Raw genomic sequence first — 13,842 nt, 5'->3', positions numbered from 1 at the left:
GCGAAAACATGTGCAGGCACCCGCGACCCGGATGGCCGCAATGGCCCGATCGGCGCATCCAAGGGGGCCTTCACCAGGGAAGTGATCAGGGAGGGACACCGAAACGGAAGGCTGAGAACTCATGAGCAGTGACGTCTGGGAAGGCGGGCTGCGGTGCCTGGTGACGGGCGCGACGGGGTACATCGGCGGCCGGCTCGTCCCGGAGCTCCTCGCCGCGGGCCACCGGGTGCGCTGTATGGCCCGCTCCCCCGGCGCCCTCCGCGACCACGAGTGGGCGGGCGACGTCGAGGTGGTGCGCGGGGACGTCACCGACCCCGCGTCCGTCGCCGGGGCGATGCAGGACATCGACGTCGCGTACTACCTGGTGCACGCCCTCGGCACGGGCAAGGGCTTCGAGGAGGTCGACCGCAGGGCGGCGCGCACCTTCGGGGAACAGGCACGGGAGGCGGGCGTACGCCGGATCGTCTATCTGGGCGGGCTCACCCCCGCCGGGGTACCGGAGAAGGAGCTGTCGCCGCATCTGCGGTCCCGGGCCGAGGTCGGCCGCGTCCTGCTGGACTCCGGGGTGCCGACGACCGTGCTGCGCGCGGCGGTCATCATCGGTTCGGGTTCGGCGTCCTTCGAGATGCTGCGCTACCTCACCGAACGGCTGCCGGTGATGGTCACTCCGAGCTGGGTCCGTACGCGGATCCAGCCCATCGCGGTACGGGACGTGCTGCGCACGCTGGTGGGCGCCGCGCGGATGCCGGACGACGTCAGCCGGGCCTTCGACATCGGCGGTCCGGAGATCCTGACGTACCGGGAGATGATGGTCAGATACGCGGCGGTCGCGGGCCTGCCGCGTCGGCTGATCGTGCCGGTGCCGGTGCTGACGCCTGGGCTGTCCAGCCACTGGGTCGGGCTGGTCACGCCCGTACCGAGTTCCATCGCGCGCCCGCTCACCGAGTCACTGCGCCACGAGGTCGTCTGCCACGAGCACGACATCGCCCGGCATGTGCCCGACCCGCCGGGCGGGCCGATCGGCTTCGAGGAGTCGGTGCGGCTTGCGCTGCGACGCGTCCGGGAGGCGCGGGTCGCCACGCGCTGGTCGTCCGCCTCGGTGCCGGGTGCCCCGAGCGACCCGCTGCCGACCGACCCCGACTGGGCGGGCGGCAGCCTCTACACAGACCGGCGCGAGTTGTCGGTCGACGCCCCGCCCGAGGCCCTGTGGCGGGTGATCGAGGGCATCGGCGGTGACAACGGCTGGTACTCCTTGCCCCTCGCCTGGGCCGTGCGCGGTTGGCTGGACCGGCTGGCCGGCGGGGTGGGCCTGCGCCGAGGGCGCCGCGACGCGGCACGCCTGCGGGTCGGCGACTCGCTCGACTTCTGGCGCGTCGAGGAGATCGAACGAGGACACCTGCTGCGGCTGCGCGCCGAGATGCGCCTGCCGGGCCTCGCATGGCTGGAGATGTACGTCGACACGGACGACGACGGCGGCGTCCGTTACCGCCAGCGCGCCCTCTTCCATCCGCACGGACTGCTCGGCCACGCCTACTGGTGGAGCGTGTCGCCGTTCCACGCGGTCGTGTTCGGCGGCATGGCCCGCAACATCGCCCGGACCGCGGCCAGGACGGAGCCCGCTGCGGCGCGGCTCGGCACGCCCGGGGGCTGATGGCCGGTGCCCGACGCCCACCGTCCCTGCCTGTCCCGCGCCGCCCCCGCCCCCGCCCCGTCCCGGCCCGGAATTCGGGAGTCGTGTCATGAACGTCTCGGTCGTCCTGTTCACCTCCGACCTGCGACTGCACGATCATCCACCGCTCCGTGCGGCGCTCGACGGCTCCAGCGCGGTGGTGCCTCTGTTCGTCCGTGACCGGGCCGTCGACGAGGCCGGATTCGCCGCTCCGAACCGGCTGGCGTTCCTCGCCGACTGTCTGCGGGATCTCGACGCGGGACTGCGTGAGCGCGGCGGCCGACTCGTGTTCCGGTCCGGCGATGTCGTCGACCAGGTGTGCAGGGTGGTCACGGAGACGGACGCCGACGAGGTCCACATGGCGGCCGGTGCGAGTGCCTACGCCCACCGGCGTGAGGAACGGCTGCGCACCGCCCTGGAGTCGGAGGGGCGCCGGCTGCACGTGCACGACGCGGTGGTCACCGCGCTGGCACCGGGGGCCGTGACCCCGGCCGCCTCCGACCACTTCGCCGTCTTCACGCCGTACTTCCGGCACTGGGCACGCCGGCACCTGCGTGACGTGCTCGGCGCACCCCGCACCGTGCACGTACCGGAGGGCATCGGTTCGGAAGCACTTCCTGGGCGCGGGGATCTGTCCGGGCTGTCGGAGGGGCTGGCCGCGGGCGGCGAGACGGAGGGCAGGAACCAGCTGACGGCCTGGCTGCGGGCCGGGATCGGCTCGTACGACGATCGCCACGACGACCTGCCCGGGGACGCCACCTCGCGCCTCTCCCCGCACCTGCACTTCGGCACGCTGTCTCCCGTCGAGCTCGTCCACCGGGCGCGGAAGGCGGGCGGGCCGGGCGCCGAGGCGTTCGTACGGCAGCTCGCGTGGCGGGACTTCCACCATCAGGTGCTGGCCGCACGGCCGGACGCCGCCACGGCGGACTACCGCACCCGGCGCGACCTGTGGCGGTCGCAGACCTCGGCCGCACAGGACATCGATGCCTGGAAGGAGGGGCGGACCGGCTATCCCGTCGTCGACGCGGCCATGCGCCAACTACGGTACGAGGGCTGGATGCACAACCGGGGACGCCTGCTGACCGCGAGCTTCCTCACGAAGACGCTGTACGTCGACTGGCGGATCGGCGCCCGTCACTTCCTGGAACTGCTGGTGGACGGCGACGTCGCGAACAACCAGCTCAACTGGCAGTGGGTGGCGGGAACCGGCACCGACACCCGGCCCAATCGGGTCCTCAATCCGGTCCTCCAGGGCAAGCGGTACGACCCGGACGGCACGTACGTCAGGCGCTGGGTGCCCGAACTCGAAGGGCTCGACGGGGCCGCCGTGCACGAGCCGTGGAAACTCGAGGGCCACGAACGCGCCGCCCACGACTATCCCGGCCCGATCATCGAACTCGCCGACGGGCTGGCGCGTTTCAGACATGCTCGCGGGCAGGCCTGAGGCCCCGCCGGTTCCTCGGGCCACCGGTCCCGGTACGCACGGCCGGTTCGCCCAGCGCACGGGCCGGCCGCCGGGGACGGTCAAGAGCCACGTCCAACGCGGGCTGTATCCGCTGCGTCACTGTCTGCGTGCGGGCTACGCATCTCCAGGCGCCTCCGACCCGCCCACCTCTACACATAAAGAAGAAATAAGAGCAGAATGTACGTACGCGGCGTCTACCGCATACCGCACAGTCGCGGTCAGGCCTGCAGAGACAAAGGAGTCGAGTCATGGCCAACGTCTCGAACACCCGGGGTGACATCACCAGCCACCCTGATGTATCCGAAATGCGGGACCGTTACGCCCGCATGCTCGGTGGTCGCGATGTGGCGCTCGTGGACGGACCGGTGTTCCTGCTCGGTCTGTACTGCGCCACCTCCCCGTGGATACTCCACTACACGACAAGCCAGCCCGCACTCGTGACGCACAACCTCATCATGGGCATCGCGATAGGCGTACTGGCCCTCGGATTCACCACCACCCCGACCCGGATGTACGGCCTGAGCTGGGCCATGTGCGCCATGGGTACGTGGTTGATCATCTCGCCCTGGATCGTCGGCGAGAGCCCTGACACGGGCGTCGTGCTCAACAACATCATCATCGGCGCTCTCGCCGTGGTGCTGGGGTTCCTGTGCGCGGCCACGTCCGCGAAGAGCACATCACAGACGTAGCAGGACGTCTGCGCCGATGAGGACCGTCGGCCGGTCCGCGCGTTCACGCCGCGGGCCGGCCGACGCATGTGCGCCCGGCCCGGTCGGCGCTACGGCACCAGCCACGGCTCCTGCGGCAGCGGACTGCCCGTTTCGAGGAGCGACTTCAGGTTGGCCAGCACGGCGGGCCAGCCCGCGGACACCTCCTTGACCGCGGTCTCGTCGGCGAGGTCCTCGTGCGTGACAGTCAGCCGGACGATCCCGCCGTGCGGCCGGATGTCGTAGGTGACCCTGGAGTGCTTGTCCTGCTGCCCCTCGTCCTCGGGCGCGGCCCAGGTGGCCACCAGCCGGGTGGGCCGCTCGCTCTCCACGACGGTGCCGACCACGTCGGCGATCCCCGATCCGTCGATGCGCCGATGCTCCCACCGGGAGCCGGGGCGCCAGTCCTCGGAGACGTTGCTGTGACCCCAGTACGCGGCGGTCAGGTCGGCGTCGGTGAGCGCGTCCCAGACCTTCTCGGGTGTGCTGGCGATGTAGGTGACGTACACGAATGTCGGCTTGTCGCTCATGTCTTCCTCGGCTCGTCGCTTGACCGCACTGAGCGCGCGCAGACGCGGGCGCTCGAACTTGTCGATCCACCGCTCCTGGATCTCGTGAAGCGGTACGGGGTTGAGGTAGTGCAGCTTTTCCCGCCCCCGCCGCACCGTGCTGACCAGGTTGGCCGCCTCCAGGACGGCCAGGTGCTGGGTGACCGACTGACGGGTCATGTCGATGCGCTCGCACAGCTCCCCCAGCGTCTGTCCGCCGTGCTCGTGCAGCCTGTCGAGCAGCCGCCTGCGCGTCCCGTCGGCCAGGGCTTTGAAGACCTGGTCCGTCTCCGCGTCCCCACCCGGCACTGGTCCGCTCTCCGGCTCTGGTTCCTCTTCCTCATCCGATCGCACACTCAACGTTATGCAGGTAATTACCTGCATGTCAATCGTTCGGTACCGTCCGCCGTCCCGTCCGGTGCCGTCTGCCATCCGGGGTACCCCGGCGATATTCGCTGGCAGCGCGCGGCCGGCTCGCTCACACTGTCGCGGTGAGCCGAACTTTCAGTGCGTGGGTGACGTCGGGTGAGGACTTCCTCGGCGCCGTCGGCCCCTTCTCCGTCGACGTGCCGTGGTGGTCCGAGGTCGAGCCGGTAGTCCGGCGACTGCAACAGGCGCTCGGGGTGCGGGTGTTGGTGGTGCGCCTGCTGTCCGTGGACGGTGGGGAGGGCGGGCGGGACGGTCATGTGACGTACCACGTCGAGGCTTTGGAGCGCCCCGGTGTACTGCTCCAACTCCCGGCCAATCCAGGGCTGTTGCACGGGGACGACCCGCTGCGGACTCCCTGGGCGCGGATCGACGGGCTGCGGGAACTGCTCGACTGGTCGACGCGCACCCTGGCCTCGGCGGGGCGGCCGGTGACCGGGCCGGTGGAGCAGCGGCGCACGTGGAATCTGGCCGGGCTCTTCCGGCTGCCGACCGGCCGGGGCCCGGTCTGGCTGAAGGCCACTCCGCGCTTCGCCTCGGACGAGGTGGAGGTCATCGCCGCTTTCGCCCGGGTCGATCCGGGTCTGGTCCCGACCGTTCTCGGCTCCGCCGACGGCCGCTTCCTGATGGAGCACATCCCCGGCGAGGACTGCTGGAAGGCGTCGGCGGAGACCGCCGCGTCCGGGGTGCGGCGCTTCGTCGCGGCGCAGGCGGCCCTCGCCGCGTGGCCGGAGGAACGGCCCGCGAGTCTGCCGGACCGTCGTACGTCCGTCTTCGCCGAGCGGGTCCGTGGGTTGCTCGACGGCCCTGTCTCCGCCGAGCTGACCTCCCACGAGCTGGACGTGGCACGGGAGTTGACGCATCGTTGGCGGCTGCTCGACGAGTGCGGGCTGCCGGACACGGTCGTGCACGGTGACTTCCATCCCGGCAACTGGCGCAGCGACGGCGGCCCGCCGGTGGTCGTCGACTTCGCCGACGCACACTGGGGCAACCCGGTCCTGGACGCGCTGCGCGTCCACTCCTTCCTCTCCGAGGCCGTACGCGCGGATACCGCCCGCGTCTGGGCGGACGCGTGGCGGGAGCAGGTGCCGGGCAGCGATCCGGCCCGCGCCCTGGCCGTCGCCGAACCGCTCGCCCCTCTCGCGTACGCGGTGCGCTACCAGGAGTTCCTCGACGGCATCGAACCGTCGGAGCGGGTCTATCACCAGGGCGACCCCGCCTCGGTGATCCGCGAGGCCGTGCGCCGCGCGACCACTCCCGACCAGGGTCTCGCCGATCTGGAGCGCTCCGTGGTGCGGTGAGCGGCACGCACGCACCCTTGGCCGCCGTCGGCCCGCGAGGCAGGATCGCCTCATGGACAGCCCGCTGACACTCGCCCCGCCTCCGTACCTGCGGCTCGAAGGAGAGGGTATTCACCTGCGCGAATGGTCCGAGGACGACATCCCCGCACTGGTCGCGCTGTACGACGACCCCGAGATCGCCCGCTGGACCCCGGTGGCCTCACCGTTCGACACGATGGCGGCGCAGTTCTATCTCACCGAGGCCCAGGAGGCGCGGGCGCAGGGACGCAAAATGCAGCTCGCCATCACCACGGACGGGGTCCTGCCCCAGGGCGAGGTGCTGCTGTTCCGCAGCAAGACCGACGAGCGGGACGTCGAGATCGCCTACGGCGTGGGAGCCGCCCACCGGGGCAAGGGGCTGGCCTCCCGGGCCGTCCGCCTCGTCTCCGCGTACGCCGTGCGCCACACGGGAGCGCGGCGCGTGGTGCTGTGCATCGAGGAGGACAACGCGGCCAGCATCGCCGTCGCCCGGTCCACCGGCTTCGCACTCACCGACGACGCGCCCGTCCTGCGGGCATCAAGGGGACGGGAGATCACCCTGCGGACGTGGCGCCTGGCCGACCACACCGCCTGACCTTTCGGGCGATTCTCGATCGCCGTGACCGGCCCCCGGCTGGCAGGCTGCTCCCATGAGTCATGCGGAGGTTCTGCTCATCGGTGGGCGCGCCGGCGTCGGGAAGTCGACCGTCGGCTGGGAGGTTTCGGCCCGGCTGCGGCGGGCCCAGGTCGCCCACGCCGTACTGGAGGGTGACTTCATGGGGCAGGTGCATCCGGCGCCGGAGGACGACCCGCACCGGGCGGGGATCACCGAACGCAATCTGGCGGCGGTGTGGGGGAACTTCGCCGAGCTCGGCCACCGGCGCCTCATCTATACGAACACCGTGAGCGTGCTGGCCGAGGCGGCGGGCATGTTCGAGCGGGCGATGGGCGATGACGTACGGCTCGTACGAGTGCTCCTCACGGCCGGCGACGCCACCGCCGCCAAGCGGCTGAAGGGGCGCGAGCTCGGCTCCGAGCTGGAACAGGAGCTGCGGGGCAGCGCGCACAAGGCCCGCCTGCTGGAGGAGCGGGCGCCCGCGGACACCGTACGCGTGGTGACGGACGACCGCGAGGTGATCGACATCGCGCGTGAGGTGCTGGCGGTCACCGGCTGGATCGGCGACGGCGCCGGCTGAGGGGAACTGCCCGGACTGTACTCACGTCTTGGGGGCACTCGTATCAGTAAGGAGTATGACGAAAAGGGGCTGAGATGGAGATCTCGGGCATCATCAGTGCCATCGTGATCGGCATCATCATCGGTGTGCTGGGCCGGCTCGTTGTTCCGGGCCGTCAGCGCATCGGCATTCTGTGGACGATCGGGGTCGGCATCGTGGCCGCGCTCATCGGCTCGGCGCTGGCGAACGCGTTCGACGTGTCCGACACCAATGGGGTGGACTGGATCGAGTGGCTGATCCAGATCGGGCTCGCGGCGTTCGGTGTCGCGGCTCTTGACCGGTCGAAGGCGGGCCGCCGCTGACCACGACAGATCGCGGCGCATCGCGCAGTGTTGTTGCAGGTCGTCCTCCGTCACGGGTAGCGTCTGCGGGCTTCCCCCGCAGCCCGCACCGCACCGCACCTCAACCGTGACGGAGACGCCTTGCCGCATCGCATCACCGCGCTCACCGACGCCCAGGCCGGCGCGTCGAGCCGCCGTCTGGCATGGCTCGCGTCCGACGACGAGGGGGCACCGGTCGGGTCCGCCTTTCTGCGGCTGTTCACCAAGGAGGGGCAGGAGCATCTCGCCGAGCTGGAGATCGCCGTGCACCGGACCGAGCGACGGCGTGGTGTCGGCGGCGCTCTCCTGGACGCGGCCGTCGCGGCGGCACGCGACGAGCGGCGCCGCTCCGTTCTCGCCCAGGCCGAGACCGACGCCCCCGGCGACCTCTTCCTGGCGGCGCGCGGCTTCCGCGAGGTACTGGCACTGACATACGCACGGCTCCCGCTGGCCGACGCCGACCTCCACCGCATCGACGAGATCGCCGAACAGCCGCATGAGGGCTATCGGTTGATCGAGTGGGACGGCACGGTGCCGCCCGAACTGGCGCGTACCTTCGCCGAGTCGCGCCGGGCCATGGACGACATGCCGATGGACGGAACCGACTACGGCACGGTCGTCTGGGACGTGGACCGGGTGCTCTCCGCAGCCGAGGCGATCGCCAAGCGGGGTGAACTGCTGCACACCGTCGCCGTGGTGGACACCGCGGACGGGTCGGTCGTCGGCTTCTCCGAACTCGTCGTTCCGGGCACCGGCCAAGGGGACGCGCAGCACTACGGGACCGGTGTGCTGCCCGAACACCGAGGCCACGGTCTCGGTCTCTGGATGAAGGCGCGGTCCATCCGACAGGCCCGCGAGCACCACCCGGAACTCGGCGGCCTCCTCACGGACATGGCCGACAGCAACACGCACATGCGCGGCATCAACGACACCCTCGGCTATCTGCCCACGCACCAGGCGGTGCAGTACCAACTCGATCTGTGAGAAGGCGTGCTCCCGCGTCCGGCAACACTCAGCGACCGGCCGTCATCTCAGCGACGGGCCGACATCGCGGCGAACCCGTCACGGCAGGCCGGATACCTCGGTTACGGGGCCACGTACATGTACGGCGTGGTCGTCGTCAGTGGGGTGAAGCCGAGGCGTTCGAGGATGGGGCGGCTGTCGTCCGAGGCGTCGACCTGAAGGTAGCGGTAGCCGCGCTCGGTGGCGATTCGGGCGCGGTGTGCGACCAGGGCGCGGTAGATGCCGCGGCCGCGCCAGGCCTCGACGGTGCCGCCGCCCCACAGTCCCGCGAACTGTGTGCCGGGGATGAGTTCCATACGGGCCGAGCTCACCGGCACGTCACCGGCGAGGGCCAGGACGACGACCACGGTGTCCGGCTCCTCGGCGAGCTGGGTGAGCAGCAGGTGCCGGAGCCGGGAGCTGTCCGTGCCGAAGGCCTGCTCATGGACGTTGGCCACGAGGTCGACGCCCGCGGCGTCGGTGACGGCCCGCAGCTCGATGCCCTGCGGCGGCCGGACGTCGAGGTCCAGCTCGCCGACCTCGGCGATCATCAGCGTCTCCACGGGTTCGGCCGTGAAGCCGGCCGCGCGCAGCCGTCGGCCCAGATCGACGGGCCGGTCGTGCGCGTACAGCTTCCACTCGAACTCCAGGCCCAGGCCCGTGAAGTGGCGCACTTGCTCGGCGATCGCCGCGTCGGCGTCGGCCTCCGAGAGGTCCGACCAGAGCACCCCGTTCCAGCCCTTCTCGGGTCCGACGTGCCGCACCACCGCTCCGACGCGCTCCACCACGGAGTCGAGGCCGAAGGGGCGCGCGCCCTCGCGCATGTCCCGGTCGAACAGGGCCAGTACCGCTGTGTGATCCATTGCGTCACTCCAGCATCCTCAGAACGGGCGGGCAACGGAGTTTCGGGCGAGTCGGTGTCCCGGGCGCCAACCGGGTGATCATTTCGCGTCGTGGAAGACCAGCCCGAGCGTGCGCCGTCGCCCGGAGCGGACGGTGCTCACTCCGTGCCGCATGGGGCCGGTGGACCAGCCCCGCCTGGAGGCCACGGGCCGGTCGCGGGTGGTGAAGATCAGACCGTGGCCCTGGGGCAGGGTCGTGGACGATCCCCTGGACTGGGCGCGCGGGCGCTGCTCGGTCATGATGAACTCGCCGCCCGTGAAATCGACTCCCGGGACGTCGAGGCCGATCACGACCTGGAGCGGGAAGAGCAGATCGCCGAACACGTCACGGTGCAGGGCGTTCCAGTCGCCCGGCCCGTAACGCAGCAGGATCTGGGCGGACTTGGACTGCCCGGCAGCATGGCATAGCGCCATCCACTCCCCCAACGTGTCGGGCCAGGGCGCGGGGTGGCCGAGCCGCTCGGCCCAGTCGCGCGCGATGGGCAGCAGCCGTGGGTAGAAGGCCTCACGCAACTCCCTTACGACATCCGGCAGTTCGTGCGTGAAATAGCGGTACTGGCCGGAGCCGAAGCGATGGCGGGCCATGTCGATGGTCGCGCGGAAACGGTCGTCCTCGTCGTACAGGGCGGCGATCTCGTGGCACTGCCCGGGGGTGAGGAGCTGTCCGGTGAGCGCGTTGCCGTGCTCGTCGAGTTCGTCGGTCAGGGCGGCCCAGTCCTGCGCTGCTGTCCGGGCCGCCGGGGATGTGGTGTCGTTCATGGTGGGGACTGCCTCGGAGGTCAGAGGAGGGTGGGCTGCAGGACGCCCTCGTGGGTGAGGAGCTGGACCTTGCGCTCGACGCCGCCGGCGTAACCGCGCATGGTGCCGTCGGCTCCGATCACCCGGTGGCACGGGCGCACCAGCAGCAGCGGGTTCGCGCCGATCGCCGCGCCCAGTGCCTGGTTCCGGTCGCGGGGCACGCCGAGCCGCTCGGCGAGCGCTCCGTACGTGGTCGACGTGCCGTACGGGATCTCCTCCAGCGCATGCCACACGCGCTGCTGGAAGTCCGTGCCACCCGGAGTGAACTCGGTGTCGAACTCGGTGAGTTCACCGGCGAAGTAGGCGGTCAGCTGGCGAGCGATGTCCGCGAAGCGGTCCGGGTCGCGCCGCCAACCGGGCTTCACGGCAGGGGCGTTCCGCTGCCCCGGCATGGTCAGCGAGGTCAACGTCACGCCGTCCGGGTCCTCTTCACCGACCAGCAGCAGTTCACCCAGCGGGCTGTCGATCGTCGTATAGGCGGTCATCGTCGCCTCCCTTTCATCCGCTTTTCGTTCTATATCCCACAGTGGGGCGTACCGATCACGGATGCTGGCGGGATTCGGACATCACGCAGCGTCGCCCGGGCAGGGCGGCGGTCACCCTGGCTCGGCGGTCACTCCGGCTCAAGCGAAGAAGCGCGCCGCCGCGTTCTCGGGCGTGTAGAAGCCGAGCGTGCCGTTCGTGAACGGCATGAGGGTGGACGAGGGCGTGGCGCACGCCTCCGTGGGGTGACCGGCGGGAGAATTGGAATCGTGAAGCAGGCGGTTGCCGCTGATGCCGCGAACGTACGCGCCGACTGAGCCGTACGGGAGGGGGCAGGCGGGAAGGGCCGATTCCCCGCCCCGAGGCCAGGAGATGCGATGTCGCAAGACGTACCAGCCCCCGCGCCCTTAGCTCTGCGGGAACGCCTGCCCGAGAAGCGGGCCCGGCCGGCGCCCGCCCGCAGAGACCCGTACTTCGACAACGTGAAGTACCTCACCATCGTGCTGGTGGCCTGCGGTCACGCGTGGGAGCCGCTGACCCACGGCAGCAGGACCGCGACGGCGGCGTATCTGACTGTGTACGCCTTCCACATGCCCGCGTTCGCTCTCATCTCCGGCTATTTCTCCCGGAGTTTCGACATGGCGCCGGGCCGGGTGCGCCGACTGCTGTCGGGCGTCGTCGTGCCGTTCCTCGTCTTCGAGACCGCCTACACGCTCTTCTACCGCTGGGCGCAGGACGATCCGAGCTATCCGCTGAGCCTGCTGGATCCCTGGTACCTGATGTGGTTCCTGGTCGCGCTGTTCGTCTGGCGGCTGACGACACCGATCTGGCTGGCGCTGCGCCACCCGGTACCGGTCGCGCTGGGTTTCGCCGTGCTGGCCGCCGTCTCACCGGACCTGGGCGGGGACATCGCGATCCAACGGGTGCTGGGCTTCCTGCCGTTCTTCGTGCTCGGACTGACGCTGCGCGCCGAGCACTTCGAGCGGCTGCGCACCTGGCGCGTACGGCTGCTCGCGCTGCCGGTGGCCGCAGCGGCACTCGGTGCGGCGTACGCGGTGGCGCCCTGGTTCAGTGCCGGATGGTTCTACCACCGGGGCAGCGTCACGGGCCAGGGCGCGCCGAACTGGGCGGGGCTGTTCACCACCCCTGCGCTGTTCCTTCTCGCCCTGGTCCTGACGGCCTGCTTCCTGGCATGGGTACCGGGCAGGCACCTGTGGTGCACCGCTCTGGGGGCCGGGACGATGTACGGCTATCTGCTGCACGGCTTCGTCATCAAGGCGTCCCGCTTCTGGGACTGGTACGACCACGCGTGGGTGCGTACCCCGCTCGGCGAACTGGCCGTCACGGCGGCCGCCGTGGGGCTCATCACGGTGCTGTGCTCGGGGCCGGTCCGTTCCACATTCCGGTTCGTCGTCGAACCCCGCATGTCCTGGATGTTCAACCACCGCGGCGAGGCCCCGACGGGCGGCGTGCGCCCGACGGGCTAGCCGAGTTCGAGTGTGGTGACTGCGTAGACCCGGGCCGTGGCGTGCGGGCGGACGGGGCCGGTGTACATCCGGGCCGTCTCGAACGACGGAGTCAGACCGTACGCCTCGGCCATGGCGACGCCCGCCACGCTCGTCTCGGGGATGTCGACGGCTACCGGGCGGCCGTCGGCTTCAGCGGCCAGCCCGGCGAAGAGAGCGCGGGCGTCGTCCGGGGTGTCGGCGAACAGCGGTCCGACGCGCAGGGAGGTGAGCGCGGGCCGGATCACGCTGTAGCCGGTGAGCCGACCGTCGACGATACGGACCAGGGCGCGGTGCCCGGGGCCGGTGAGCCAGTGCTGCACGAAGCCCGGTCGGTCGGCGGGGTAACAGGCACTGTCGTACGCCGTGATCGCGTCGAGGTCCGACGCCTCGGCCGCCCGGACACCGGTTCCGTCCGACTCACCCGCGGCCGGGACGTCTCCGAGCACGCCTCCGAACCGGAAGGTCTTGTAGGCGAGTTCGAACCCCGACTGGCGGTAGTTGTCCTGCTGGGCGACCACTCCGTCGAGTCCGATCGTCCGGCCGCCCGCGTGGGCGAGGGCCGTCTTCCAGGTGGTGAGGCCGTAGCCGCGGCCCCGCAGATCCGGACGTACGAGATAGCAGCCCAGGAAGGCGTAGTCAGGACCGTAGTTGACCACGGAGATCGCCGAGACCGGCTCACCGTCGATCCGGCCGAGGAAGAACCCCTCGGGATCCTGGGCGAAGAAGCACCCGCCGTCCGACTCCCCCGGATCCCACCCCTCGTCCGCCGCCCACCCCTTGATCACGGGCCAGTCGTCGAGCGTGGCCTGCGTGACGACGAGGCTTTCGGGGCTGGGAGAAGTCATCGATTGCGCTCCATTCATGCGGGAGGGCCGAACACGGCACGGCACGGTACGGGGGCGGAACACGGCGAGCGGAATGCGGTGATCGGCCGCACCCGCGCAGCATCCTTCCCGATGTCCGAGGTGCGTGGCGCGGCAATGAGCCGGTGTCCTCCCCACGAGGGAGTACCGGCCCGTCGGCCGCGCCTAGGCTGACCGTTCATGGATCTCGTAACACTGCGCCCGGTGGCCGAAAACGACCTGACCGTGATGGAGCGGTTCCTGACCGACCCGGAGGAGACCTCGCCCTTCCAGTGACGACGTGACCCCGGCCCCGGCCAGCTCGTGAGCGTCGTACAGGGGGACGCGAGGCGTGCGGGGACTGGCAGAGGGAGACCCCACCGGGGGGTGTGCCCGGTGGGGTCTTCCGGCCTCGGAGGTGTCACTCGGCTGAGCGCCGGAAGCGGCGGCCGCGATGGTCAAACCATTCGGGCAACCCGTTTCATAGGTTCCCTGCCTCCAGACATGGTCGCGGGCACTCGCCCGCACCGAATGAACGCCGGTGGGCGATGCTGGTTATGGCTTGCCGATTCTTCACGCCATCGGGCGGTGCGCCAGTCGAACTGCCTGCCTGTCCGC

General features: G+C 70.6%; 14 protein-coding genes. 9 read left to right on the top strand and 5 right to left on the bottom strand.

Translation table 11 applies throughout. The features are described 5' to 3' along the window. Positions 1 to 121: 121 nt before the first annotated feature. From OHA11_RS47100 to OHA11_RS47090, 3 genes are all read left to right on the top strand, one after another. Positions 122 to 1,651, top strand: coding sequence for an SDR family oxidoreductase (locus OHA11_RS47100; protein ID WP_266508723.1), 1,530 nt, complete (start codon positions 122 to 124; stop codon positions 1,649 to 1,651). An 88-nt stretch (positions 1,652 to 1,739) separates the two neighbouring features. Continuing rightward, complete coding sequence (locus OHA11_RS47095; RefSeq protein WP_266508722.1) at positions 1,740 to 3,113, top strand: deoxyribodipyrimidine photo-lyase; 1,374 nt, start codon at positions 1,740 to 1,742, stop codon at positions 3,111 to 3,113. A gap of 269 nt (positions 3,114 to 3,382) precedes the next feature. After that, positions 3,383 to 3,823 (top strand): SPW repeat protein, encoded by a 441-nt coding sequence (locus tag OHA11_RS47090; protein ID WP_266508721.1) that lies wholly within the window; start codon positions 3,383 to 3,385, stop codon positions 3,821 to 3,823. 89 nt (positions 3,824 to 3,912) lie between these two features. On the opposite strand, the gene OHA11_RS47085 is transcribed toward OHA11_RS47090, so the two are convergent. Further along, a complete protein-coding gene (locus OHA11_RS47085; RefSeq protein WP_266508801.1) occupies positions 3,913 to 4,698 on the bottom strand; it encodes a metalloregulator ArsR/SmtB family transcription factor in 786 nt (261 codons plus the stop codon). Positions 4,699 to 4,880: 182 nt separating this feature from the next. Here OHA11_RS47085 and OHA11_RS47080 point away from each other — a divergent pair, with 182 nt between their 5' ends. The 5 genes from OHA11_RS47080 (at position 4,881) to OHA11_RS47060 (ending at position 8,673) form a co-directional block, all read left to right on the top strand. Then, on the top strand, positions 4,881 to 6,116 hold the full coding sequence (locus tag OHA11_RS47080) for an aminoglycoside phosphotransferase family protein (protein WP_266508719.1): 1,236 nt from the start codon (positions 4,881 to 4,883) through the stop codon (positions 6,114 to 6,116). A gap of 52 nt (positions 6,117 to 6,168) precedes the next feature. After that, positions 6,169 to 6,729 (top strand): GNAT family N-acetyltransferase, encoded by a 561-nt coding sequence (locus OHA11_RS47075; RefSeq protein ID WP_266508718.1) that lies wholly within the window; start codon positions 6,169 to 6,171, stop codon positions 6,727 to 6,729. 55 nt (positions 6,730 to 6,784) lie between these two features. Next, the gene (locus OHA11_RS47070; protein WP_266508717.1) at positions 6,785 to 7,330 is read left to right on the top strand and encodes a hypothetical protein; all 546 of its coding nucleotides are present in this window, start codon (positions 6,785 to 6,787) and stop codon (positions 7,328 to 7,330) included. A 74-nt stretch (positions 7,331 to 7,404) separates the two neighbouring features. Further along, positions 7,405 to 7,671, top strand: coding sequence for a GlsB/YeaQ/YmgE family stress response membrane protein (locus tag OHA11_RS47065; RefSeq protein ID WP_266508716.1), 267 nt, complete (start codon positions 7,405 to 7,407; stop codon positions 7,669 to 7,671). A 120-nt stretch (positions 7,672 to 7,791) separates the two neighbouring features. Next, a complete protein-coding gene (locus OHA11_RS47060; protein ID WP_266508715.1) occupies positions 7,792 to 8,673 on the top strand; it encodes a GNAT family N-acetyltransferase in 882 nt (293 codons plus the stop codon). A 101-nt stretch (positions 8,674 to 8,774) separates the two neighbouring features. Here OHA11_RS47060 and OHA11_RS47055 read toward each other — a convergent pair whose 3' ends face one another. From OHA11_RS47055 to OHA11_RS47045, 3 genes are all read right to left on the bottom strand, one after another. Further along, on the bottom strand, positions 8,775 to 9,554 hold the full coding sequence (locus tag OHA11_RS47055; RefSeq protein WP_266508714.1) for a GNAT family N-acetyltransferase: 780 nt from the start codon (positions 9,552 to 9,554) through the stop codon (positions 8,775 to 8,777). A gap of 78 nt (positions 9,555 to 9,632) precedes the next feature. Continuing rightward, entirely contained in the window at positions 9,633 to 10,352 is a 720-nt protein-coding gene (locus OHA11_RS47050; RefSeq protein ID WP_266508712.1) for a 2OG-Fe(II) oxygenase, read from the bottom strand. A 20-nt stretch (positions 10,353 to 10,372) separates the two neighbouring features. After that, positions 10,373 to 10,876, bottom strand: coding sequence for a methylated-DNA--[protein]-cysteine S-methyltransferase (locus OHA11_RS47045; protein ID WP_266508709.1), 504 nt, complete (start codon positions 10,874 to 10,876; stop codon positions 10,373 to 10,375). A gap of 375 nt (positions 10,877 to 11,251) precedes the next feature. On the opposite strand from OHA11_RS47045, the gene OHA11_RS47040 reads away from it, so the two are divergent. After that, on the top strand, positions 11,252 to 12,361 hold the full coding sequence (locus OHA11_RS47040) for an acyltransferase family protein (RefSeq protein ID WP_266508708.1): 1,110 nt from the start codon (positions 11,252 to 11,254) through the stop codon (positions 12,359 to 12,361). Here the strand turns inward: OHA11_RS47040 and OHA11_RS47035 are convergent. Next, positions 12,358 to 13,227, bottom strand: a complete 870-nt coding sequence (locus tag OHA11_RS47035; protein WP_266508706.1) for a GNAT family N-acetyltransferase — start codon at positions 13,225 to 13,227, stop codon at positions 12,358 to 12,360. The genes OHA11_RS47040 and OHA11_RS47035 overlap by 4 nt on opposite strands. Positions 13,228 to 13,842: the final 615 nt, after the last annotated feature.

Source organism: Streptomyces sp. NBC_00878 (assembly GCF_026341515.1).
Classification (GTDB): domain Bacteria; phylum Actinomycetota; class Actinomycetes; order Streptomycetales; family Streptomycetaceae; genus Streptomyces.
The sequence above is the reverse complement of the archived record's forward strand: the minus strand, read 5'-3'. Positions and strand labels throughout refer to the sequence as shown.

Bases quoted from the DNA above. Each gene is read 5' to 3' on its own strand.
- OHA11_RS47065 (WP_266508716.1), top strand. From the start codon at position 7,405: ATGGAGATCTCGGGCATCATCAGTGCCATCGTGATCGGCATCATCATC.
- OHA11_RS47075 (WP_266508718.1), top strand. From the start codon at position 6,169: ATGGACAGCCCGCTGACACTCGCCCCGCCTCCGTACCTGCGGCTCGAA.
- OHA11_RS47070 (WP_266508717.1), top strand. From the start codon at position 6,785: ATGAGTCATGCGGAGGTTCTGCTCATCGGTGGGCGCGCCGGCGTCGGG.
- OHA11_RS47090 (WP_266508721.1), top strand. From the start codon at position 3,383: ATGGCCAACGTCTCGAACACCCGGGGTGACATCACCAGCCACCCTGAT.
- OHA11_RS47040 (WP_266508708.1), top strand. From the start codon at position 11,252: ATGTCGCAAGACGTACCAGCCCCCGCGCCCTTAGCTCTGCGGGAACGC.
- OHA11_RS47045 (WP_266508709.1), bottom strand. From the start codon at position 10,876: ATGACCGCCTATACGACGATCGACAGCCCGCTGGGTGAACTGCTGCTG.
- OHA11_RS47035 (WP_266508706.1), bottom strand. From the start codon at position 13,227: ATGACTTCTCCCAGCCCCGAAAGCCTCGTCGTCACGCAGGCCACGCTC.
- OHA11_RS47100 (WP_266508723.1), top strand. From the start codon at position 122: ATGAGCAGTGACGTCTGGGAAGGCGGGCTGCGGTGCCTGGTGACGGGC.
- OHA11_RS47050 (WP_266508712.1), bottom strand. From the start codon at position 10,352: ATGAACGACACCACATCCCCGGCGGCCCGGACAGCAGCGCAGGACTGG.
- OHA11_RS47055 (WP_266508714.1), bottom strand. From the start codon at position 9,554: ATGGATCACACAGCGGTACTGGCCCTGTTCGACCGGGACATGCGCGAG.
- OHA11_RS47095 (WP_266508722.1), top strand. From the start codon at position 1,740: ATGAACGTCTCGGTCGTCCTGTTCACCTCCGACCTGCGACTGCACGAT.